At 67.5% G+C, this 22,849-nt stretch carries 22 protein-coding genes; 14 read left to right on the top strand and 8 right to left on the bottom strand.

Features of this window, described 5'->3' with window-relative positions; translation table 11 throughout:
- Positions 1-48: 48 nt before the first annotated feature.
- Positions 49-987: a hypothetical protein gene (locus AC3CF1_RS32180; protein ID WP_488451964.1), complete on the bottom strand. Its 939-nt coding sequence runs from the start codon at positions 985-987 to the stop codon at positions 49-51.
- Positions 988-1,103: 116 nt separating this feature from the next.
- A complete protein-coding gene (locus AC3CF1_RS32175; protein WP_488451963.1) occupies positions 1,104-1,949 on the bottom strand; it encodes a helix-turn-helix transcriptional regulator in 846 nt (281 codons plus the stop codon).
- Positions 1,950-2,051: 102 nt separating this feature from the next.
- Here AC3CF1_RS32175 and AC3CF1_RS32170 point away from each other — a divergent pair, with 102 nt between their 5' ends.
- From AC3CF1_RS32170 to AC3CF1_RS32155, 4 genes are all read left to right on the top strand, one after another.
- Positions 2,052-2,732, top strand: coding sequence for an SDR family NAD(P)-dependent oxidoreductase (locus AC3CF1_RS32170; RefSeq protein WP_488451962.1), 681 nt, complete (start codon positions 2,052-2,054; stop codon positions 2,730-2,732).
- A gap of 17 nt (positions 2,733-2,749) precedes the next feature.
- Positions 2,750-3,142, top strand: a complete 393-nt coding sequence (locus AC3CF1_RS32165) for an ester cyclase (RefSeq protein ID WP_488451961.1) — start codon at positions 2,750-2,752, stop codon at positions 3,140-3,142.
- A gap of 169 nt (positions 3,143-3,311) precedes the next feature.
- Complete coding sequence (locus AC3CF1_RS32160; protein ID WP_488451960.1) at positions 3,312-3,860, top strand: aspartyl/asparaginyl beta-hydroxylase domain-containing protein; 549 nt, start codon at positions 3,312-3,314, stop codon at positions 3,858-3,860.
- Between the two features lie 444 nt (positions 3,861-4,304).
- Complete coding sequence (locus AC3CF1_RS32155; protein ID WP_488451959.1) at positions 4,305-5,228, top strand: AEC family transporter; 924 nt, start codon at positions 4,305-4,307, stop codon at positions 5,226-5,228.
- A 67-nt stretch (positions 5,229-5,295) separates the two neighbouring features.
- Here AC3CF1_RS32155 and AC3CF1_RS32150 read toward each other — a convergent pair whose 3' ends face one another.
- Positions 5,296-6,006 (bottom strand): alpha/beta hydrolase, encoded by a 711-nt coding sequence (locus tag AC3CF1_RS32150; protein ID WP_488451958.1) that lies wholly within the window; start codon positions 6,004-6,006, stop codon positions 5,296-5,298.
- Positions 6,007-6,561: 555 nt separating this feature from the next.
- Here AC3CF1_RS32150 and AC3CF1_RS32145 point away from each other — a divergent pair.
- The 3 genes from AC3CF1_RS32145 (at position 6,562) to AC3CF1_RS32135 (ending at position 10,135) form a co-directional block, all read left to right on the top strand.
- Positions 6,562-6,942 carry a hypothetical protein gene (locus AC3CF1_RS32145; RefSeq protein ID WP_488451957.1) on the top strand — a complete coding sequence of 127 codons (381 nt, stop codon included), beginning with the start codon at positions 6,562-6,564 and terminating at the stop codon, positions 6,940-6,942.
- A 51-nt stretch (positions 6,943-6,993) separates the two neighbouring features.
- Positions 6,994-8,517, top strand: coding sequence for a hypothetical protein (locus tag AC3CF1_RS32140; protein ID WP_488451956.1), 1,524 nt, complete (start codon positions 6,994-6,996; stop codon positions 8,515-8,517).
- A gap of 1,219 nt (positions 8,518-9,736) precedes the next feature.
- Positions 9,737-10,135 carry a hypothetical protein gene (locus AC3CF1_RS32135; protein WP_488451955.1) on the top strand — a complete coding sequence of 133 codons (399 nt, stop codon included), beginning with the start codon at positions 9,737-9,739 and terminating at the stop codon, positions 10,133-10,135.
- A 134-nt stretch (positions 10,136-10,269) separates the two neighbouring features.
- Here the strand turns inward: AC3CF1_RS32135 and AC3CF1_RS32130 are convergent, their stop codons facing one another.
- The 5 genes from AC3CF1_RS32130 to AC3CF1_RS32110 form a co-directional block, all read right to left on the bottom strand.
- Complete coding sequence (locus AC3CF1_RS32130; RefSeq protein ID WP_328849845.1) at positions 10,270-10,740, bottom strand: FxLYD domain-containing protein; 471 nt, start codon at positions 10,738-10,740, stop codon at positions 10,270-10,272.
- 726 nt (positions 10,741-11,466) lie between these two features.
- A complete protein-coding gene (locus AC3CF1_RS32125) occupies positions 11,467-11,667 on the bottom strand; it encodes an alpha/beta fold hydrolase (protein ID WP_488451954.1) in 201 nt (66 codons plus the stop codon).
- Positions 11,668-11,825: 158 nt separating this feature from the next.
- Complete coding sequence (locus AC3CF1_RS32120; protein WP_488451953.1) at positions 11,826-12,287, bottom strand: alpha/beta fold hydrolase; 462 nt, start codon at positions 12,285-12,287, stop codon at positions 11,826-11,828.
- Between the two features lie 19 nt (positions 12,288-12,306).
- On the bottom strand, positions 12,307-12,876 hold the full coding sequence (locus tag AC3CF1_RS32115; protein ID WP_088947639.1) for a DJ-1/PfpI family protein: 570 nt from the start codon (positions 12,874-12,876) through the stop codon (positions 12,307-12,309).
- A 94-nt stretch (positions 12,877-12,970) separates the two neighbouring features.
- On the bottom strand, positions 12,971-13,714 hold the full coding sequence (locus tag AC3CF1_RS32110; protein ID WP_088947638.1) for a GntR family transcriptional regulator: 744 nt from the start codon (positions 13,712-13,714) through the stop codon (positions 12,971-12,973).
- A gap of 441 nt (positions 13,715-14,155) precedes the next feature.
- On the opposite strand from AC3CF1_RS32110, the gene AC3CF1_RS32105 reads away from it, so the two are divergent.
- The 7 genes from AC3CF1_RS32105 (at position 14,156) to AC3CF1_RS32075 (ending at position 22,512) form a co-directional block, all read left to right on the top strand.
- The gene (locus AC3CF1_RS32105; RefSeq protein WP_488451952.1) at positions 14,156-15,541 is read left to right on the top strand and encodes an extracellular solute-binding protein; all 1,386 of its coding nucleotides are present in this window, start codon (positions 14,156-14,158) and stop codon (positions 15,539-15,541) included.
- An 80-nt stretch (positions 15,542-15,621) separates the two neighbouring features.
- On the top strand, positions 15,622-16,488 hold the full coding sequence (locus AC3CF1_RS32100) for a carbohydrate ABC transporter permease (RefSeq protein WP_225854939.1): 867 nt from the start codon (positions 15,622-15,624) through the stop codon (positions 16,486-16,488).
- Entirely contained in the window at positions 16,488-17,399 is a 912-nt protein-coding gene (locus tag AC3CF1_RS32095) for a carbohydrate ABC transporter permease (RefSeq protein WP_488451951.1), read from the top strand. The genes AC3CF1_RS32100 and AC3CF1_RS32095 overlap by 1 nt, the downstream gene beginning before the upstream one ends.
- Positions 17,399-18,466: an ABC transporter ATP-binding protein gene (locus tag AC3CF1_RS32090; RefSeq protein ID WP_088947634.1), complete on the top strand. Its 1,068-nt coding sequence runs from the start codon at positions 17,399-17,401 to the stop codon at positions 18,464-18,466. The genes AC3CF1_RS32095 and AC3CF1_RS32090 overlap by 1 nt, the downstream gene beginning before the upstream one ends.
- On the top strand, positions 18,466-19,542 hold the full coding sequence (locus AC3CF1_RS32085; RefSeq protein WP_488451950.1) for an ABC transporter ATP-binding protein: 1,077 nt from the start codon (positions 18,466-18,468) through the stop codon (positions 19,540-19,542). Before AC3CF1_RS32090 ends, AC3CF1_RS32085 begins: the two co-directional genes overlap by 1 nt.
- A 150-nt stretch (positions 19,543-19,692) precedes the next feature.
- Complete coding sequence (locus AC3CF1_RS32080; protein WP_354982722.1) at positions 19,693-21,153, top strand: NAD-dependent succinate-semialdehyde dehydrogenase; 1,461 nt, start codon at positions 19,693-19,695, stop codon at positions 21,151-21,153.
- Positions 21,154-21,258: 105 nt separating this feature from the next.
- The gene (locus AC3CF1_RS32075) at positions 21,259-22,512 is read left to right on the top strand and encodes an iron-containing alcohol dehydrogenase (RefSeq protein ID WP_488451949.1); all 1,254 of its coding nucleotides are present in this window, start codon (positions 21,259-21,261) and stop codon (positions 22,510-22,512) included.
- The last annotated feature ends 337 nt before the right edge of the window (positions 22,513-22,849 follow it).

Here is a 22,849-nt window from a genome sequence, read left to right as displayed (position 1 = left end):
GTCTCCCGTACCCGGTGCCGCAAGATACCGGCGGAACACATATGGCAGTCAGCTCTGCTGGTAGTTCACCGCGGCGAACCCGCACGGCTGGTGCAGGTGCAGGTAGTAGGCGCCCTCGCCGTAGTCGTCCAGATCAGCGCCGCCGATCAAACCCACATAGTCCATCGGCTGGCCGCAGCCCGGGCAGTCGGCGTGCTCGGCGTCCTGGATCCATTCGGGTCGGCCGCCCAGCGTCGACCCGCCCCGGTTCCAGGCACTGGCCTGATAGGGACTCGGCCGTGCCGGGCCCAGGACCGGCGCCAGCGCCGGCGGGTCCTCGGGATCGGATGAACCGAGGTAGCTCGGGCGGGTGTTACCGGCCCACCAGGTGGTGGCGCCGGCCGACGTGACCTGGCTGTACAGAGTCGTATAGCAGGCGCAGAAATGACAGGTCTCGATCACCAGTCGGCCGGACCAGCCCGTATGTGCCAGCGCGGCGCCGACACCAGGGTCCGCGGTGTCCAGGTCCGCCGCAATCCACAGCGGCGACGCGCACCATGGACAGATGCGACCATCCGCGCGTCGCGGTATTTCGCGCATGACCCACCGGTACGCGATGCTGCCGCACAGGTCTCGGCTGCGGCCGTCCGGTTCGGCCGTCCAGCCGCCCTCGAGCGCATAGCTCATCGCACTGACGTACAGCTCGTCCGCACCGGCCGGCGGCTGCGTCGACCAGCGACGCATGGCGCTCTCGGCGAGCGGGTGAGCAGTGTGCGCCAGGATGACGAGCAGCTGATTCAGGCAGTCCGGCGTCCGGCCGCCGTCGATCCGCTCGATGACTCGGCGGACCACGTCGGCCTCCGCCGCCCGATACAACTTCGCTGGCCACAGCACATCGACATCGAGCAGTGGGCCCAGGTACGGAGTCAGCCTCCCGGGATCAGCATCCGCTATCACGCACAGCTCCTCGATCGCGTCGTCGTTCTCCGCGGCCGCGCCCTTGATCAACTCTTGGATCATGAGGGGATGCTAGTCATATCGATGAACAGACCGTTGCCCGCGCTGCCACAGCACGTCGGTGCCGGCGCCCTCATCTCCGCTGTGATTCGGGCACGACGTGGGTCCTAACCCGGCCGCCGCTGAAGCTGCTGGAGCCCGATGACGCGAAGAAGGTCGAGCTTCTGCTCGTCCTCGGAGTCCGGCACCGCCGTCATCATCACTATCGTCTGGTCGCCGGGGCCGCCGGTGAACGTGTCGCAGTCCACGATGATGTCCCCCACCAGCTCCGTGTGCAAAGTTTTGCGGCTGGTGCGTAGTTCCCCGACCGTCCCGGCCTTCCAGCGCCGGGCGAAGTCAGGGGAAGCCTTGAGCAGACGATCGACCAGCTGGGGGATGTCCGGATCGTCGGGGTAGCGGCCGGCCGCGGTACGCAGGTGACCGACGAGGTCTCGCGCGTACGCCTCGTCGTCCTCGGGGGTGTGCGTCACCGGGATAGAACCCGCGAAGTACATCCAGGTGACATTGCGCTCCAGCCGGGTCAGGCTGGACGGGTCACCGAACAGGGCCGCCCAGAGTGGATTCCACAGCACCAGTTCACCGATCGCGGTATGCACCGCCACAGCCACCGGGGCGTTGCGGAACCGGTCCACCATCCGCTGCGCGCTCGGAGTCACCTGTCGGGGCACGAATCCGGCCGGCGGTACGGCCGCGCCCGCGACCCGGAACAGGTGGTCGCGTTCCAGGTCGTTCAAGCGCAGCGCCCGGGCCAGCGAGGCCAGCAGCTGCGGCGAGGGGTGACGGGCCCGGCCCTGCTCAAGGCGGACGATGTAGTCCACGCTCACCCCGGCGAGCAGAGCCAACTCCTCACGACGCAGCCCGGGAGCGCGACGACCCAGGCCCGGGGGCAGGCCCACATCCGCCGGGCGTACCCGGTCCCGCCATGCTCGAAGGACCTGCGCGAACTCATCCACGTCATCCATGATGCCCGGCATCCGGCGCAGTGGGTGGTACTGCTGGTCCCACCGTCGAACAGGGCCTGCCGGTCGGTCCGGCGGCGGCGCACATTGGGTGGCATGACCACAACTTTGGTGACCGGAGCCAACAAGGGCCTCGGTCTGGAAACCACCCGCCGCCTGATCGCCGCCGGCCACACCGTCTACGCCGGCATGCGTGACCTGGCCTCCGGCGATGCCGCCCGCGACCTCGGAGCCATCGCGGTTCAGCTCGACGTCACCGACCAGGACAGCGTCGACAAGGCGATCGGGTCGCTGCGAACCCTCGACGTATTGATCAACAACGCGGCCGTCGTGGGACCGTCGTGGGGCCTCGACGACCTGGACGTCGACGCGATGCGCGTGGCCTTCGAGACCAACGTCTACGGCGTCGTTCGGGTCACACAGGCCGCCCTGCCCCTGTTGCGGCAGTCGTCCGCGCCGGTGATCGTCAACGTCGCCTCCGGACTCGGATTCCCCCGCGCCCTGCTGGACCCCGAGGACGACTCCTTCAACGGATACATGATTCCGTACGCCAGCTCGAAGGCCGCGGTGCTCGCGCTCACCATTCAGTACGCCAAGAACCTGCCAGGAATGCGGATCAACGCCTCCGACCCCGGCTACACCGCCACCGACCTCAACAGTCACAAGGGGCACCAGACCGTCACCGAAGGCACCGACGCCACTGTCGCCCTGGCCCTGATCGGCCCCGACGGTCCCACCGGTGAGTACCACAACCGCCAGGGCCGGATCACCTACTGAACGAAGGAATGATTGCAGTGACCGACAGCGACATGCGTGACTGGTATCTGCGGTACATCGCGACACTCAACGCCCATGAGCTCGACCGGATGGACGAGTTCATCGCCGACGAGGTCATGCTGAACGGCGAGCCGGGGACGAGGGCCGATGTCCTCGCCGACATGCGGTCCATCGTCAACGCCGTTCCGGACATGCACTGGGGGGTTCAGGAACTGCTGTTCGACCGCGACCGCATCGCCGCGCGTGTGGTCAACACCGGCACCCCGGTGAAGGAGTGGCTCGGCGTCGCTCCGACCGGAAAGTCGTTCGAGATCGTCGAGTACGCGATCTACAAGGTCAACGACGGCCGTTTCGTGCAGATGACCAACCTGCACGACTCAGCCGATGTGAGCCGGCAGTTGACTGCCTGAAAGCAGGACGATGGTCGGGCGGCCGCAGGGCCGTCCGACCATCGCCTGGGTGTCCCGGTTCGGAACACGGCCTGGTATCCCGCTCGACTGATGGTTGGCATGATCGTTGGAGTCGGGTCGTGCGGCGTCGTACCCCACACCACCCGACATTGGTGCATCATGGTTTCTCATGTTCGTGGACCAGCGGCAGTTCCCTTTCCTGGCCGACCTTCGGGCACGGTGGGATGCCATTCGAGATGAATGCCTTGCTCTCTCGCTTGAGACCTACCAGCCGTGGGTCCAACGCGAGATGTACGGCCAGGGCTGGAGCGTCTATGGACTTGTCGCCTTCGGGGAACGGATCGAGGAGGCGCTCGAAGCATGCCCGAACACTGCCTCCGCGTTGACGAAGATCCCTCACCTGACGACCGCTGGGTTCTCTCGGATGGCTCCTGGCACCCACATCAAGCCCCATCAGGGATGGGTTACCACCGTTTACCGCGCGCATCTCGGACTCGTCGTGCCGCAGGACTGCGCGCTGCGAGTGGGCGACGAGACTCGACAGTGGCGCGAGGGTGAAACCTTCGTCTTCGACGACACCGTCACGCATGAGGCGTGGAACTACGGCACCAGTGACCGCGTTGTGCTCCTGTTCGATTTCGTCCGTCCCGGGTGCGAGGACATGCCGCAGGATGAACTGCCGGCCTCGGTGGCCGGCTTCGTACGGCGCGGCGGATGAGCCAGACCACACCAGAGCATTCCACGGCGATGTCTCATCCCCCGTCCCGAGACCCCGCCGACCGCCGGGCGCGAGCTGCAGCACCCCCTGGGCATCACGCTCGATGCAGCGCGGTACGCGGCAGATGCACACGTTGGGGATGACCGCGTGAAGTTGTGGATGAGCGGGATGTTTGCCCGGTCCGGACGGGATGCGAGGCTGAACGCGTGGCCTCCCGATCGACGTACACGTGGACGACCCCGGCTGCCCGGCGGCTTGGTACGTACCTTGGACGCGTCGATGTATCTGATGACCGGCGAAAACGCGGTGGAGTGTCACGGAAGCGGTCTCACCCTGCGCAGCTCGATGACATCCTCGCCCAGGTGGAGATCGTCGCCGGGTCTCTCGGCTCGTACGCCCGCCAGTCCTTGAGCCGGCGCGACGCCCGCCGCCGGTGACGCCCGGATGAGCTTGGTGTCGGCGTTCGTACCGATCTGGATCCTTACCGCGGTCGGCTACGCGGCCTGTCGTTGGGGCCTGCTGGGCGAGGCGGCGGCGGCGGTGCTCGGCCGGTTCGTGTTCCAACTCGCGATGCCGTCCGCCCTGTTCCTGGCCCTGTCCCAGATGCCGCTCTCCGGGTTCGCCGGCCGCCCGCTGCTCGCCTTTGGGGTGAGCACGGCCGCGGTCGTCGGGTTCGGCTGGGTCGGCGCGAGCTGGCTGTTCGGTCGCAAGCCCGGCGAACGACCGATCTGGGGCATGGCCGCCGGGTACGTAAACTCGGCGAACCTCGGCATCCCCATCGCAACGCAGGTTCTCGGCAGTGTGTCGTTCCTGGCGGAGGTGGTGCTGCTGCAGTTGCTGGTGGTGACGCCCGTGATCCTGGTCGCCCTGGACCGGCACAGCGACCCGGCCGGGCGGGTACGGGCCCGCCGTCTCGCCTCCCTGCCGGTACGCAACCCCGTGATCCTGGCGTCGCTGCTCGGTGTCGCGTGCTCGGCGACCGGCCTGCACCTGCCGTCGGCGGCCAGCGCGCCGCTCACCCTGCTGTCGGGCGCCGCGGTGCCAACCGCCCTGGTCGCGCTCGGCGCGTCGCTGCACCGCACGTCACCGTCGCGGGCCGAGCCGGCCAAGCCGGGCGAGCTGGCCATGATCACCGCGCTGAAGCTCGTCGCACAGCCGGTCATCGCGTACGCGGCCGGGCTGGCCCTGCACCTGTCCGCGCCGCAGTTGCTCGCCGTGGTGGTGTGCGCGGGCCTGCCGACAGCGCAGAACACATTCATCTACAGCCAGGAGTACGGCGTCGGCGAGACGGTGACCAACCGGGCGGTGGTGGTGACCACGACGCTGTCGCTGGCCACCCTGGCCGCGGCGGCCACGCTGCTCGGGTAGGCCCGGCGACGTCGTCAGTCGAGGCCCGCCGTCAGCGGCAGATCAGTGCGTCGGATCAGGTCGGGACTCAGGACGTCGAGGATCGCCAGTCACCGGTCATCGCCATGATGCGGTCCGTTACAGCGCGTGGGTCCACCAGCTGGTGCAGATGCCTGCCTGGAACGTGGTCGACGGCCCAGCCCCGCTGCCTCGCATCGGTGGCGACCGGCTCGTACGGTGGACCGAACAGCAGGTAGCCGCACGGCCGGTCGTCCCAGCCGGCCGGGGTGGGCACGAGTTCCTCGTAGTAGCTCAGCGGCAGCCGGGGCTGTTCGGCCGACACAGCTCTGCGCGTCTGCGCGTCCGCGAACATCGGCGCGACGTCGGACTCGTCCCACCACGCCGTCCATTGCGGAAGCCGACCGTCGGTCACCTTCGGGCGTAGAAACTCCAACAGCTCAGGTGGCGCGACAGGCGTCGGTCCGGCGGGTGACGGCAGCGCCGCATCGACGAACAAACAGCCGACGATCCGTCGGGAGCTTGCTTCCACGATCACCGGCACGAAGAGGCCAGCGTTGCTGTGCGCCACGATGACGACGGGTTGGTCCGGCGGTAGCCGGCCGATCGCGGCTCTGACCTTCTCGGCGACGGACCGCCAGAACGGCGGACGCGCATCCGCGACGCCCAGGAGTGACGGCACGATGGCCACCGCGCCCGAGTCTTCGAGTGTCTGCGCTGTCGACGCCCAGGTGAGGGGCCCGACCGATGGACTGTGCACAAGAACGTAGGCGGCGTTCATGACCACACCCTTCACGATTCGGCCCTGGGGCCGCCACCCCGCTCGTCACGCTGACCGCGAACAACGGGCTATGCCGTCAGGGAGGTTGGCTTCATGAACCACGGGATCCACTCTTCGACAGGTCCGGCCGCCCCAGCGGCAGGCGGCATCTGTCGGTGACACGCGGTTGGCGGCAGATCAGCGCGTTCCTCACCGTCACTTGGCCGAGTAAGGAAGCTGGTGGTCTACGAGCACTCGACGATGCTGCGTAGGCACCGGATGGGGCGGCCCCGAGTCGCGACCTGCTACCGGCCGGCTGCGCCGTCGATAAGATCTCGCAGGATCTCGGCATGACCGGCATGCCGGACGAGGGCGCTCCCGCCCGGCGGGCAGGTGAGAATAGCCTCGATCCTCGTTCGGCAATAACCGCCATCGTTGCCCGGCAGCAAGCTTGCACCGGCTCAGAGTGGAAACGTCAGGCACATCTTGTACAGTGCCGATGAACAGTTCACTACCCGCGCCGTATGCGCCGGTCCCGACCCCAGCCCTCGTCCATCCCCCTGCGAAGAGGTCTTGATGCCACATCAGACGGTCGCCGGCATGGCGCTCGCGAACCTGATCGAAGAACGCCGGAGGCAGCTGAGCAGTCCGAGCTACCGGGCGATCGCCGAGAGTGGTGGCCTGAAAAGTCACATGACGGTCTACAACCTCGCCACTAAGCCGCTGAAGGCGATGCCTGAGGCGGGAACGCTGGAGGGTCTCGCCCGCGGCTTGGACCTGGACCTGGCGATCGTGACCCGAGCAGCCCAGTCAGCGTGCGGCTACCACGTCTGGGAACGGGCGCTGCCGGACGACCCGACCAAGCAAATGATCATCGCGAACATCGAAGATCTGGAGCCACACGAGCTGGACGCAGTAGCCGCTGTTGTTCAGGCGTATCTCCGGTCCAGGAAGTAAGGCTCGCCGGCACCGCCCCGTCCTATTTCCCCTCCTCCCCGAGGTTGCACCTTGAAGATCGTCCGGTTGAAGACCGGTTCGACGTGTGTGACCCTGCCCGATGAGCAGGTAATTTTCGTCGACCCAGCCCTGACCCGCGAGGGCATGGCAGAGGCCATTCGAACAGCGCTGCCTAACGTCCACCCCGACGCCGTCGGGCACTGGGTCGAGGCCGCGATGCCCTCCACGACCCCTCTCGCCGTCCCTCAACTGAACCGGCAGGAGCGCCGAGCCAAGCGTGGCCGGCATGCCGCCAGCAGGGTCGGCCGTGCCGGAATTCATCTGACGTCGATGGCCGCGGCAGCCGCCCTGGGGGTGGTCGTCGTGCCGCTCGTCCAAGGCGCGGGGTCGGCGCCTGTGGCCGCCGCCGAAGCCTGGCAGAACCCCGTGTTCAGTCGGATGGAGGTCGGATCGGCCTGGGACTGCCAGGGCACCGACAACTCCGACCTGGTGGCTACCTGCACAACGCCGGATGGCACGGTGATGCACGCCGAGGCGTGGGTTGGACCGAACTCCTTGACCTTTGTCTTTACCTACCGCGACGCCAAGACCGGCCTGCAGCACCGCAATACCCTCAAGGTTTTCGCCTCCGAGGGTGGCGTGCAGGCTTGGGTCAAGACGAGCCCGACGGACAAGGCACTGCTGCCGGATCTCGTCGTCGGCGACCGGTGGCTGATGTATGGCAGTGATCGGGACCGGCTACAGCGATGGGCCGAGCGGCTGAGTGAGGACGTCACCCTGCCTGCGGACATCTCCGAGGTCGCCTTCAAGATGGGGCTGCTGCCCGCCCCAGGCCGGGGAGAGTCGAACGCCCGCGAGATGGCCCATGTGGACGAGATTATTCGCAAGACGGCGGCTCGGATTCTCGTCGGCGATGAGTCGCTGCCGATCCCTACGACGACCCCGGTCGACGTCGTGCAGGGTCAGGGCGGGGATGGGATGGTGCTGACGCCAGCCCAGGAAGGTCCGGCGGCGACTCCGGCCGAGCCGTCGACGACGCCCGCTCCACCTCCGGCGTCCCCACCCCCGCCCGCCACCGGACCAACTCCACCGCCGGCGACCCCACCCCCGCCCGCCACCGGACCAACGACCGAGCCAACTCCACCGCCGGCCACCGGTCCCAGCGACGAGGCGCCGGTTGACCAGCCGCCGACCGACGGTGAGCCCGGCGGCCAGGTTCCGGGTGGCGCGCCCGGCGACGAGGCGCCCGGTGCCGACGTGCCCGAGGATGAGGCGCCTGCCAACGGGGGTGGCGACGAGCCGGGCCGACCGATCGATCCGGTAGTCGAGCCCACCGTCCCGGACGAGTCGGCGGGTGACGGGTCGACCGGTCAGCCGCAGGAGGGCATCGGCGGAGGTGAGCCGGGGCAGGGGCCGGCTCAGCCCGGCGAGCAGCCGGCCGGGGATCCCCTGGCTGACCCAGTCGAGGTGCCCGAGGATGAGTCGACGCCGGTCCTCGACAGGCGCGTGACCGACAGCGCGGTGACTCACGGTCGGACGCCTCAGCGCACCGGGGGCGAGCCCGGCACCGCGTAGCAGAACTGCCTCAACAGGGCCCCCAGCAGCCGGCTGGGGGCCGGTCGATGGACCTGCGATTGACGCGAGAAGCCGACGCGGACCTCGGCTTCCGTGAACGCCGCAAAGCCGGGCTCGCCGAGCGGAACGCCGACGCGGCGTGGCCGGCCCGCTGAACTGACACCTGTCTGGCATGTCGCCCACGTTCGTTGCGTTTTTGGGCGTCGGCCGATGGGGTAGCCGTTATGAGGGCCGAGGGAGGCAGAGTTCCGGCGGGGCAGGGCTCCGGCAAAATGGGGCCACTAGACTCCGCGAATGCAGCATTGCCGACTTTCCTCCGCCAAACGCACAGCGATCGGGGCGTTACTGCTGGTCTTGGCCGTAGCCGGCTGCCATTCCAAGGCGGAATCGTCCTCCGGTGCCACGTGGTCGAGCCCGGACACCGCCGCTACCGCGACCGCCTCCCGCGCTGCTTCCTCCCCAGGTCCCCGTGATGCCGAAGCTTCCGCATCTTCCTCCCCCACCGCGGACGCGGCACAGGAGCCCAGAGCGGTACAGAGGACGCAGGCGCCGAGTGGGGGCGGCACCAAGTACAAGGCGTGTGCCGACGGCGACTGCACAGTGTCCTTCTCCGGTTCGGTCAAATTCCCGCTCGACAGGTGGACGGTGTCGTCCTCCGTGGAGGATGGCGGTGTCAGGGTGCGGCTGACCGACGCCAATGGCAGGGGCGGCGGTGGCGGCTTCATGGCAGGCCCCGGGTGCAGTGTGGCGATACACGCCGACGGCGGCGGTCGAGTCGGATGCGACCAACCCGGAGCCGAGCCCAAACCGGGAGGGTGGGTCGTACACCTGCTGGAACTGGACGGGAACACCGCGGTCATCCGAGCGATCCTGGGCTGACAGTGCGGATCGCTGCCGCAGCCTGACTGTGCTGGGTTGTGGTCTGGTGGCCATGCGTGTGACCCATGGTCTGATTGGCCTCGTGCCTCTGAGCCGACTTGTCCACGCACGGTCACCGGCCCAAGGAGTTCCGCGAGGACGTCGCGCGCGTGGCCCGCCATCGCGAGCCGGGGCGTCTCAGAAGATCATCAAGGTTCTCTACGCCATGCTGATCGCCCGAAGTGAGTCATGCCCCCGCTGCCATAATCGCTGATCTCGTCCCTGTCCTGCGCACCGGCTCTGACCGTTGCCGACACATCTGGGGGGCTACCCGAAGCGCTCGCCTGTCTGCCTGATCCACGTGCCAGGTGAGGTCGGCGACCCGACCAGCGAGCCAGACACTGATCGCCCCGGACACGGCCGCCGCGAGATCCGCAGCCTGAAGATCCTGACGATCTCCACCGGCATCGACTTCCCGCACGCCACCCAAGCCATCCAGATTCGCCGCCGCAGACGCCGCCTCGACCAGCCGAAACGCTTCACCACCGAGACCGTCTACGCCGTCACCGACCTCTTCGAGTCCACCAGGCAAAACCGGCACAACTGGCCAGCTGGATCCGCGGGCATTGGTCAATCGAGAACAAAATCCACTGGGTACGCGACGTCACCTACGACGAAGACCGCAGCCAGATCCGCACCGGCACCGGACCCGAGCTCATGGCCACGTTACGCAACGCCGCGATCCGTGCCCTGCGCCTGACCGGAGTCACCAACATCGCCGCCGCGAACCGACATCACGCCCGATCGACGGCGCCGGCGACTCCTGTTTCGCGTCACCGCCGCCGAGCGCACCCGCCGAACGTGAGCCCGGCGAGCGCGATCAGCGCAGCTGTATCAGGACACCTTGTCGACCTTGCAAGTAATCTTGCCTGAGACCTTCTGGCTCAGCAGGATTGATCCCTCCTCGACGGCCTTCTGGCCCGGCCGTACGTCGGACACCATGCTGCTGGTGTTGCCGACCCGGGTGCCCTTGGCGTCGTACACGAAGACGTCGATGAAGTAGGTGTTCTGGTTCTCGCTGGAGTTGTTCACCTCCAGGTCAAACTTCACGTTCGGCAGGAGGTCGCTGTCGGCCGAGTCGATCTCGCACGTCTTCAGCGCGACGTGCCCCGCCTTGGCCTCCTGATCCTTACTGACGTCGCTCGCCGCCTTGCCGACCAGGGCGGTGCACGCGACCAAGCCGCCGCCACACAGGATTACCGACAGGCCGGCGATGATCAGGAAGATCTTCAGCCCTGTCGACATCCTCTTCTTCTGCGGGGGCGGCGCAGGCACGTGACCCGGCGCGGGGCTCTGGTTCGACATTCGCTTGCCTCTCAGTCGTGGTGGTTGACCTTCCGGAGCTTCAACAGGGCCGAAAGGTCCAGCTGTGCAGGTGCTCCTCGGCCGCCGTCATCGATGACATTCGGTGTATAGCAGCAAGGGACAGATGTACAGCGTCACGGAACATAGCGTTGGCAAAATGGCCCGTCAACTCCGCCAGCCAAGTCGTCAGAATTGCCGGCTGTTTTCCTCCGGCGGGACCCCGGTTGTCCAGCTCATCGAGACCTCGACAATTCTGCGCGAACTGGGAACACAGCGATCAGTGATCTAAAAGGACCAAAAAGTAACCACCCGGCCCGCCGCCAGTCACCGCTCCGCACGCCGAACTGTGCGACAGCCGGGCTATTTAGCGACCCCGTCGCTAGCAGGAACTCCTGAGTAGTCCGGTGGCCAGCGGCAGGCTCAAGCACGTCTGCCCAGGTAGCTGACAGCAAAAGCGGGCCGAGTTAAGGAATCCTGCCGACGCGCTGCACTACGACCGCCGGCGCTTGGGGCCCTGGATGGTGCAGGCAGCGGATGATGCGGTGTGCGGATTTGCTCACGCCATCACGCGGCCTACGGCGGACCCGGCGTCGACGTGCCACCGCCGAGCGCTCAGCCAGTTGAAAGCCGCAGGGTTCGGGTCTCGGGGAGGGCGTCAGCTTCTGCGCGGATCACGTCTGCTTCATGCTGATCTGCTTGAGCACGGGCCGCGACCTGCCGCAGCAATCAGTGATCTCGGTCCCGGCCGAGGAAGCACGACAGCAGTTGCCTGAACTCGTGCGGGTGCTCGATCGCCGGCACGTGCCCGCATCGGCCGAGCACGTGCAGACGGACATCGGCCAGGTGTGCGAGCAGGGGCTGGGCCGCCGTCTCAAGTGGAGTGACTCGATCCTCGGCGCCGTGTACGAGCAGCACGGGTGCGCGCACCGCTGCCAGTGTTTGCGCCGAGAGGGTGAGCTCGTCGACCCATCGTGCCCTGGGTGGAGGGAACAACGACGCGAATGCGGCCGCCCCCGCTCGCATCGCAGACGCACGGGCATCGACGGCCGAATCGGTCACGAGCGCTTGGTCGAGGACGAGGCGACTCAGCATGTCTCGTGCCCCGACCGGGTCTGCGGGGGCGGCCCAGATCGCGTCGAGCTCAGCGGACAGCGGCGCCCCGGGGCGCCCATCGTCGAGACCGCCACGACACGGGTGACCTGCTGGGGGCGCGCGGCCGCCAACGCCAGCGCCACGGCGCCGCCCATGGAGTGACCCACCACGGCGTAGTGCTCGAACCCGAGAGCATCCATCAGGCCCGCGGCCTGCTCCGTCCACAGCCGGAGCCCACCCCTGGAGCCCGCCGGGACAGGCGTGCGGCCGAAGCCCGCCTGGTCAGGAGCCACCAGGTGCCAGGACGTGCCCAGCGCCTGCGCCGTCGTTGCCCAGGCGCCGGACCCGGTCGTGCCGGGTCCGGAGCCGTGCAGCATCAGCACCGCGGGCCCGGTGCCGCTCTCCAGGACGTGGACGGGTGAGCCGTCGACTGTGACGGTCCGAAGTGCCGTCACCGGGGCAGGGCGGGTGCGCTCATGCCGATGCGGGGCTGACGGACTTCGAGAAGACCTCCATCATCGCCCTGCCGAATTGCGGCATGTCGGGCCATCCCCGGCAGGAGACGAGGTTGCCGTCCACGACGTCGGGAGCGTCGATGACCGTCGCGCCCGCGTTTTCCATGTCACCGGTGATCGGGGGGAAGCACGCCGTCTTTCGACCCTTCAGCAGCCCGTACACCGCTGGTACCTGCGCGCCGTGGCACACCAGCGCGATGGGGAGGTTGCGCGCGAAGAAGTGCTCGGTGATGCGCCTGACGTCGGCGTCGACCCGGATCCACTCGGGGGCACGTCCCCCGGGGATGATCAGGGCGTCATAGCGCTCGACGTCGACCTCGGCCCAGGGCACGTCGACCGGCAGCTTCCGGCCGTTCTTCTCCACGTAGGCGTCGGAGTTGGGGTCGAACTCGTGGATGACCAGTTGCACGTCACGCATCGTCCGTGACGAGACGTCAACGTCCCAGCCGCCCTCCTGCACGCGATAGTAGGGGTACATGGTGTCGAGCTCCTCGGCGGCGTCGCCGGTCAGGAGCAGCGCTCTGGGCACCTGCTTCTCCTCGCATCTGGGGGCGGGTGAGGTGGATCCAATCCAATCCGATCCGATCAGGATTGAGTTAGCATTCCTCGGCCCAGCGTGCCCGTCAAGCCTCTACCGCCACTCCTTCCGCGCCCTCGACCTCGTCGAACAATCGTCGGAAACGCTCGCCGGACCGCAGGATGTGCCGACGCATCGCGTAGGCGGCTGCGTCCGGGTCACGCGCGGCGATCGCGGCCACAATGTCCTCATGCTCGGCCATGGCCAGGTGAGTGACCTGGGTGTCGTGGTGAAGCCGGAAGAGGTGCACGTGGCTGTGCAGGCGAGCGAGCGCTTCACGGATGACCTGGTTCTCCGCGCTCAGGGCGACGAGATCGTGAAAAGCGGCGTCGCGTAGCCCGAAGGCGCCGTAGGCCATCGGCTCGTTGCCCCCCTCCAGCTCCGCCATCTCCTCCAGCATTCGTCGCAGACCGGCCACCTGCTCCGAGGAAGCGCGTTCCGCGGACCTGCGCGCCGCCGCCGGTTCGAGGAGCAGCCGGACCTCGAGCATGTCCTCGAATCGGTGACGGGTGATCTGGGGAGGAATGCGGTAGCCGGCATGAGGAACACGTACGACCAGGCCCTCGGCCTCCATGCGGTTCAGAGCGTCTCGGATCGGCGTCTGCGAGACTCCCAGCTCTCGCGCGAGGACGTCGATCGTGACGCGGGAGCCAGGCTCGATCCGTAGCGACATCAGCTGCCCGAGCAGCGTGTCGTACACCTCGTCGGCGAGCCGGCCACCAGATCTTCCCGGCGGCATTCCGCCCGTCACGGCCCTACGGCCCCGCGCGGTCATCGCTTCGTCGTCCATCGTGGCGTGAGGTCCTTCCTTGCGTCTTCGGGAAGCTGTTGACATCGATCGCAGCGCTGCGGGATGCTGACGCCCCCACTCGGATCGTATAGGAAAGGTGTCGGATGCCCGCCATCCCGCACCCATGGCGGGGCCGCCAGCCATCGCTCTACTTCGATCACCTGAAGCTCCCCTAGGCATGTTCGACGTCCTGCTCGGTTCGTCACCGGGCCGTAAATGGGCCGAAGGACTGTTCGACAGCATGACGACCCAGTACATCGCGGCGCACTCGTGACGCCGGTCCGCGGGTCGGCCCCCGCGACAGCCCGGCAACACCCCTGCACAACCCAGCAACTGCTCGGCGAAGCACATAGCGAGGTTCTAGAAGTCCCCACCCAGAAAGCAGGCATAAAAATGCGCCATCCGAAGCGAATAGGAAGAATGTCCGCTCCCGGCCGAAAGGTGCGGCTGGCGACGGCGGCCATGCTGCTGGTGGCCACGACCGTGACGGCTTGCGGCGATGACAAGGACGACGGCGGGAAGACGAGCGCCCCCAAGGCGCCGGCGACCATCCCGGAGCTCACCAAGGACCCGCTGAACCTCAGCTTCATCTGGTTCGACTGGCCGCCCGCCCAGGCACTGGAAGCCTTCGCGAACGCGGAGTACAAGAAAGAGCGGCCGAACGCGACTATCAAGGTCAACACCGTGCCGAACGCCAACTGGCACGACGCGATGTTCACCCAGTTCGCCGCGCGCAAGACCGACTTCGACATCGCGATCCTGGACTCGCAACACATCGGCGAGGCCGTGACGAACGGCAACATCCTCGACCTCACCGACTTCGTCAAGAACAACATCGACGTCACGGCCTACAACCCGTACCTCCTGGCGGCGTATGGCCAGTTCCCCCAGGCAGAGACCGGCAAGCGCGACGAGAACGCCAGCCTGTACGGACTGCCGCTGCTCGGCGACACCTGGACGATGATCTACCGCAAGGACCTGATCGGCGACAAGCCACCGCAGACCTGGGACCAGATGATCTCAGCCGCCGAGAGGTGCCAGGCGGACAACCCTGGTGTCAGCGGGCTGGCTTTCCACCAGGCCAACGGCTCCGACGCCGCAGCCGTCACCTACAACACGGTCAACGGCGTCTACGGCGGCAACCTCTGGGACCCCAAGAACCGCAAGATCGAGGGCGTCCTCAACGACGCTGCGGGCCAGGAGGCGATGGACGTCCTGGTCAACAAGATGAAGCCGCTGACCGCCAAGGGCTCCGGCAACTGGTTCATCGACGAGGTGAACGCGGCGGTCGCCCAGGGCAAGGCCTGCATCGCGTTCAACTGGATCGCCGCGAGTGGCGGCCTGCTCGATCCGAAGCAGTCGACGCTCGGCACCACGCGGGAGCAGATTCTCGACAAGCTGGGGTTTGCCACCCTGCCGAGCCAGAAGACGAACCTGGTGCCGCTCGGCGGTATGGGGATGCACGTGTCGGCCTACTCCTCCGCGGCAAACCAGGCGGAGGCCCTGAACTTCATGAAGTGGTTCGAGCGGGCTGACATCCAGAAGAAGTGGGCCGCGGCGGGTGGCGTGCCATCGCGTACGGATGCCCTGGAGTCACCCGAGTTCCTCAATGCCGGGCCGTTCAACCAGGTGTACACCGACTCGGTTCCGCGGATGCGGGACATGTGGAACGTGCCCGAGTACGCGCGCCTCGTCGACATTGAGAACACCAACGTGAACGCGGCTCTCAACGGCGCGAAGAAGCCGAAGGATGCGCTCGACGACATCGCCAAGGAGCAGCAGAGCGTGCTCGACTCGAGCAGCCGCAAGGGCGGCGGCGGACTGTGAGCGACGCCGTCCCTCTGAAGACCGATCACCCCGGGCAGGTGGCGTCCGCGACGCCACCTGCACCGGGTCGGTCCCGCCGGTTGAGCGACCGCTGGCTCGCCGTTACCTTCATCTCCCCCGCGATGCTGCTGTTGCTCGCCATGTCGGTGTTCCCGTTGCTGTGGGCGTTGTATCTGTCCTTCACCGACTACTCGGCCACTCGCGGAGGGCCCGCCAATTTCATCGGGTTCGGGAACTACACCGCCATCCTGACGTCGGCGCAGGTCCACACGCGTGCCTTGACGACGTTGATCTACGTGGTCGGCGCGGTCGGCCTGCAGACCGTGCTCGGATTCGGCATCGCCTACCTCATCTCACGACGCACGCATGGGCGAGGAGTGCTGACCACTCTGTTCCTGGTTCCGATGATGCTGTCGCCGGTCGTGGTCGGGCTGTTCTGGCGATTCATGCTCGACGCGCAGTTCGGTGTGGTCAACAGCATGCTCGGCTCGCTCGGCCTGGGGCAGGTGGAGTGGCTCACCCGGCAGCGAACAGCACTGCTCTCCCTGATCGTGGTCGACACCTGGCAATGGACGCCGTTCATCATGCTCATCGCGCTTGCGGGCCTCACCGCGGTTCCCAAATACCTCTACGAGGCCGCCTCGATCGACCGGGCGTCCGAGTGGTTCCGGTTCCGCACCATCACTCTTCCACTGGTATGGCCACTGCTTCTCATTGCCGTGATGTTCAGGGCCATCGAGGCATTCCGGCTGTTCGACCTCGTCTACATCCTCACCAACGGAGGGCCGGGTGTCTCCACCGAGACGTTGTCGTTCCACATCTACAAGGTCGCGTTCCTGGGCTTCAACACCGGAACCGCTTCGGCGTACGGGATCCTCATGGTCCTCGTCGTCATCGTCCTCACGCAGTTCTACCTGCGCTACCTGAACAAGCTCAAGGAGGGCTGATGGCCGTCTCCGTCGACGAGGCCGTGTCCACAGGTCCTGCCCGGGATCACACGCCCCCCGCGCGCCGCCTGGGCGGACGGGGCCGCCCCGCGCTGGAGGTCACGCTGCTGACCGTGCTGGCCGTCGTGATGCTCTTTCCGGTGCTGTGGATGATCGAGACGTCCATCAAGGAAAACCGGGACGTCTACGCCATCCCGGCCAAGTTCTTCGACTTCACTGTCACTCTGGCCCATTACAAGGACGTGTTCTTCGCCCCCGACGGCGGTCGCTCGGCCTTGTCCGTCTCGTTCCTCAACTCCGTCGTGGTCGCCGGAGCTTCCACGGTGCTGGCCACCGTGCTGGGGGTCCCGGCGGCCTGGGCCTACTCACGCTTCGCCGTCAAGGCCAAGAAGGACCAACTGTTCTTCATCCTGTCCACGCGCTTCATGCCGCCCGTGGTGGTCGTGATCCCGATCTTCCTCATGTACCGCCAAGTCGGACTCATCGACAACAAGCTCGGCTTGATCCTCATCTACAGCGCTTTCAACGTCCCGTTCACGATCTGGATGATGAAGGGGTTCGTCGACGAGGTGCCCGCTGAGTACGAGGATGCCGCCATGCTCGACGGCTACACCCGTTTGCAGGCGTTCCGGCGATTCACCCTCCCCCTGCTCGTGCCCGGCATCGCCGCGACGGCGGTCTTCGCACTCATCTTCTCGTGGAACGAATTCGTGTTCGCCACCTTCCTCACCTCCAGCGACGATGTCCGCACGGCCCCACCCGCCATCGCCGGCCTCATCGGCGGCACCACCACGGACTGGGGTCTCGTCGCCGCCGCCTCCGTGGTGTTCGCCCTACCGGTGCTCGTCTTCGCGTACCTCGTGCGCAGGCACCTCATCGCCGGTGTGACGCTCGGGGCGGTGCGACGCTGATGGCGGGCATCGAGGTGACCGCCCTGCACAAGCGCTACCCGGACGGGACGGTCGCGGTCGACCACGTGGACCTGTCCATCGACGACGGCGAGCTGTTCGTGATGCTCGGCCCCTCGGGTTGCGGCAAGACGACCACGCTGCGGGCCATAGCCGGCCTGGAGAGGCAGACGACGGGCGACATCCGCATCGGCGACACACTGGTCAACGACCTGCCGCCCGCCGAGCGCGACATCGCCATGGTGTTCCAGTTCTACGCTCTCTACCCGCATCTGAAAACCCGCGACAACCTGGCGTTCCCACTGCGGGCCGAGGGACTGCCCAAGCCCGAGGTGCACAAACGGGTTGAAGAGGCCGCCCGGCTGATGCGGCTTGGTCCGCTCCTGGACCGGCGACCGCGCCAGCTGTCCGGCGGGGAGCAGCAGCGCGTCGCGCTTGCTCGCGCCCTGGTGCGACGACCGCGCGCTTTCCTCATGGACGAACCTCTCACCAATCTGGACGCCGAGTTGAGAGCGGACATGCGCACGGAGATCAAGCACCTGCAGGGGGAACTGGGGGCGACGATGGTCTACGTCACCCACGACCAGGTCGAGGCGATGTCGCTCGGTCACCGAATCGCCATCCTCAACAAGGGCCGCGTCGAGCAGATCGGCACACCGTTGGAGGTCTACGACCGTCCGGCGAGTCTTTTCTGCGCCGCATTCATCGGTTCACCGCCGATGAACCTCATCGACGTGGAGGTTGCCGACGGGAAGCTGCGCGGTCAGGGCGGACTGGTCCTCACGCCACCGTCAGGCCTGCCGCGCGACCGTCGCCTGGTCGCAGGCGTCCGGCCGGAGGCGCTGGAAGTCACCGCACCAGGGGCGGAACGTTCGGTCCCGGCCCGCGTGGTCTCGGCGGAGTGGCTGGGCGACGAAATCATCTACGTGGTCGACCACAGCGGCCAGCGCGACGTCCGGGTTCGGATGCCACCGACTGTCCGTTTCGCCGCTGACGCAACTGTCGGGTTGCGGCACACCGGCGGGACCCCGGCGGTCTACGACGTGAGCACGGAAGAGCTGGTGGCCTGATGGGAACCGTGGCAGTGCACGGGCTGCGCAAGTCCTTCGGAAAAGTCCAAGCCCTGGACGGGGTGACGCTGGACGTGCCGGACGGCTCGTTCTTCGTCGTGCTCGGGCCCTCCGGGGCAGGGAAGACGACGACCCTGCGAGCGATAGCCGGCCTTGACAGGCTTGACGCCGGGTCGGTGCATCTGGACGGCAGGGACGCGACCGGTGACGCCCCGGCCGCACGCGACCTGGCCATGGTCTTCCAGAGCTACGCCCTCTACCCGCGACACACGGTGTACGAGAACATCGCCTCACCGCTGCGGGCACGCCGCTGTTCTCCAAGCGAGATCGCCGCTGCCGTCGAGCAGATGTCGAGCCTGCTGCACATCGAACGTCTGCTGCAGCGTCGTCCCGCGCAGTTGTCGGGCGGTGAGATGCAGCGTGTCGCCCTGGCCCGGGCGCTGGTCCGTCGCCCGCGCGCGTTTCTCATGGACGAGCCGCTGACGAACCTCGACCTCAAGCTCCGCGTCGAGATGCGCACCGAGCTCACCCGCATCCACCGGAGCCTCGGAGCGACCTTCGTCTACGTGACCAACGACCAGGTCGAGGCCCTGTCCATGGCCGACCAGGTCGCGGTCCTCAAGGAGGGGAAGGTGCAACAGGTCGGAACGCCGACCGAGGTGTACGAGCGTCCAGCCAACCAGTGGGTCGCAGGATTCGTCGGGAGCCCGCCGATCAGCCTGCTCGCCTGCCACGCCGAGGGTGATCGTCTGGTCGGCGCTGAAGGGTGGACGCTCCCGAGGCCCCGCTGGGCCACGGCCGAGGACGGTCGTGCGCTGATGCTGGGCCTGCGCGCGGAGGACCTGTCCGTCGAGCAGCGTGGGAACGCGTCGTTGTCGGGTGAGCTCTACGGGCTTGAACCGCTCGGTGACCGGACAGTGGTCGACGTCCGAGTGGGGACGGAGATCCTCAAGGTCAAGGCACGACCCACCGTCACCGGTACGCCGGGCGAGCGGCTGCTTGTCACTGTCGACCTGGATCGTGCGCACCTGTTCGATGCGGGCACCGGGCTGTCGCTGTCCGAGGCGGGGCGGTAACCGCGCCGGGCGGCGACGGCAACATGCGCCCGTACGGGGCAATCGAGCGTCGGACCGTCACCAGTGCGCACGGCCTGACGGCGGTGGGACGGCCGTGGCCATCGCTGAGGCACGCCGGACATCACCACGAAGATCACAGGAGGCGACGCGATGAGTGACCCGACGAACGTCCTGGCCCCCGAGCACCGGCGGCTCCGGATCGGCGACGCCTGGCGCGACGCGGCAAGCGGAGCCACCTTTGCCGTCGAGGACCCGGCCACCGGCAAGACCATCGCCGAGGTTGCGGACGCCGACGTCGTCGACGGGCTCGCCGCTCTGGACGCGGCGAGCAAGGCAATGACGGAGTGGGCGGCCACCCCGCCGCGGAAACGGTCGGAGTTGTTGACCGCGACGTACCGGGCACTGACCGAGCGATCCGAGGAGGTCGCCCGGCTGATAACGCTCGAGATGGGCAAGCCGCTCGCCGAGGCTCGGGGAGAGGTGGCCTACGGCGCCGAGTTCTTCCGATGGTTCGCTGAGGAGGCGGTACGTGTCGAGGGGCGCTACAGCACCGCTCCGGCAGGTGGATATCGCATCCTCACCGTGCCGAAGCCGGTCGGACCGTGCGTCTTCGTGACGCCCTGGAACTTTCCGTTGGCCATGGGTGCCCGCAAGATCGCTCCTGCGCTGGCCGCGGGCTGCACGACGATCACCAAGCCAGCGGCCCAGACGCCACTCACCATGCTGTTCCTGGCCCGCATCATGGAGGAGGTCGGCGTTCCCCCGGGCGTCGTCAACGTGGTGACCACCAAGCGCGCCGGCGCGGTGGTCTCGGCACTGCTGGCCGACAGTCGGACCCGCAAGCTCTCGTTCACCGGGTCGACCGAGGTCGGGCGCGTGCTGCTACGACAGGCTGCGGACAACGTGCTGCGTACCTCAATGGAACTGGGCGGGAACGCGGCCTTGATCGTGTGTGCCGACGCTGACCTGGACGTCGCGCTCGACGGTGCCATGGTGGCCAAGATGCGCAACATCGGGGAGTCCTGCATCGCGGCCAACCGGATCTACGTCGAGGAGCCGGTGCGCGAGGAGTTCACGGCGCGCTTCGCCGAGCGGATGGGCGCGCTTGCGGTGGGCCATGGTCTCGACGACGGCGTGGACGTCGGGGCGTTGATCGACGAGGCCTCGGTCGCCAAGATCGACGAGCTCGTCGCCGACGCGGTCGATCGCGGCGCCCGGCTCCTGGTGGGCGGCGAGCGCCCGGATGGGCCGGGCCACTTCTACCCGCCTACCGTCCTCGTCGACGTGCCCGAAGATGCGCGGATGCTGCAGGCGGAGATCTTCGGCCCGGTGGCGCCGATCATCTCGTTCACGTCCGACGACGAGGTGATGGCGAAGGCCAACGACACCGAGCATGGCCTGGCCGGATACATCTTCACCCGTGACCTCCAGCGGGCGCTCCGGTTCGCCGAGGGGCTGGAGACGGGGATGCTCGGCATCAACCGTGGCCTGATATCGGACCCGTCAGCTCCGTTCGGAGGCGTGAAGCAGTCCGGGATCGGCAAGGAGGGGTCGCACGAGGGTGTCCTTGAATACCTCGACCTCACCTACGTGGCGATCGACCTACCGTGACCGCCTGCGCCATCCGGGCCAACCTTGCCGACGCCGTCCCGGTCTCGCAGGTGACCTGGACGTCCGCCCAGCACATCGCCGCCGACGTTCCGGAGAGGCACTGACATGCTTGAGACCTTCCGCGGACCACGCCAGCTGATAGTGGGCGAAGGGGTCGCGCAGAACATCCCACGAGTGGTGGCCGAGAGTGGCTCGCGAGTCCTCATCGTGACCGACCAGGTTCTTCTGGGGCAGCCGGGCGTGGCCGAGATCGTGGCCGCCGTGCGGGAGAAGGTCAAGGTCGTCGCGGTATTTTCCGACGCGACTCCGGACGTGCCACTCTCCGATGTGGCCCTGGCCGTCTCGGTCGCCGCCGAGGTTAACGCCGACGTGATCCTCGCCATCGGGGGTGGCACGGTGATCGACCTCGCCAAAATCGTCGGCGTCATCCGGCGCCACGGTGGGACGCCGCGCGACTTCTACGGCGAGTCGAAGGTGCCGGGGCCGACGCTTCCTCTCGTCGCGGTCCCGACGACGTCAGGCACCGGCTCCGAGCTCACACCCGTCTCGGTGTTGACCGACCCGGACCGCGAGCTGAAGGTGGGGGTCTCCAGCGTCCACATCGTTCCCGACTTCGCCATCGTCGACCCCGAACTCACCTACACCTGCCCTGCGAACGTCACCGCCCACTCCGGCATCGACGCGTTCTGTCACGCGGTGGAGAGCTACACCGCGCGACCCCGGGCCCACGGACCGCGGGACCCGGTGGAGCAGGTGTTCCTCGGCCGCAACCCGATCACCGACCACTACGCGCTCCTGGCCGCGGAGCGGATCGCCCGTAGCTTGCGGCGTGCTGTCCGGGATGGAGGCGACACGGACGCGCGCGCGGACATGTCCTACGGCTCCATGCTCGCCGGGCTCGCATTTTCCCACGCGGGCAACGCGGCCCCGCACGCTCTCCAGTACCCCATCGGCGCAGCCACGCACACCCCGCACGGCCTGGGCGTCGGGCTGCTACTGCCCTACGCGCTGGACGCGGCCAGGCATGCCATCAGCGACCGGTTGGCCACCCTCGCCGCGGTGTGCGGGCTCGACGTGAACGACGCCTCGGATGCCGAGGCCGCAGACACGTTCCTCACCTGGCTCGACGGGCTCCTTGCCGACATCGGCATCCCTCCCACCTTGGCGGACATCGGCGTGGCACGCGCCGACCTCCCGCGCTTCGCGGAGATGGCCAGTGGCGTCACCCGCTTGATCCAGAACCATCCAGGCCCGACCGACACCGCCAGCCTGACCGCGATCCTCGAAGCGGCCTGGACCGGGGACCGGACCCGACACGTCCTGACTCCGAGCGGAGACAGTGACCGGCCTTCCACATGACGACGAGTCCTCTGTGGGGCGGCCAGGGCGAGCGCGAGCCGGCCGCCGGGCTGGTCGCGACGGCGACGGCCCGGTCGACGTTCGCTTCGCGGTTGTGACCCCCGGTGGCATCGATGAAGCAGCCAGGTGACCAGGTCGGCTCACCTCCATCGGAGCGGCGGCGGATCATGTGCTACGGTAACCGAGTTGCAGTTTTGATTTCCGTAGACGTTTTTCAGCGCCTGATGGGGTATCAAACCCGTCCAGGCGCTTTTTCGTTTTCGTGTCGTTTCGACGCGGGTGATCAACGCAGCGGCGTAAGGGTCCGCACAGTGCGGTCTCTAACAGCCTGCGAGGA

Source organism: Micromonospora sp. MGP-C2, assembly GCF_057766525.1.
The sequence above is the reverse complement of the archived record's forward strand: the minus strand, read 5'-3'. Positions and strand labels throughout refer to the sequence as shown.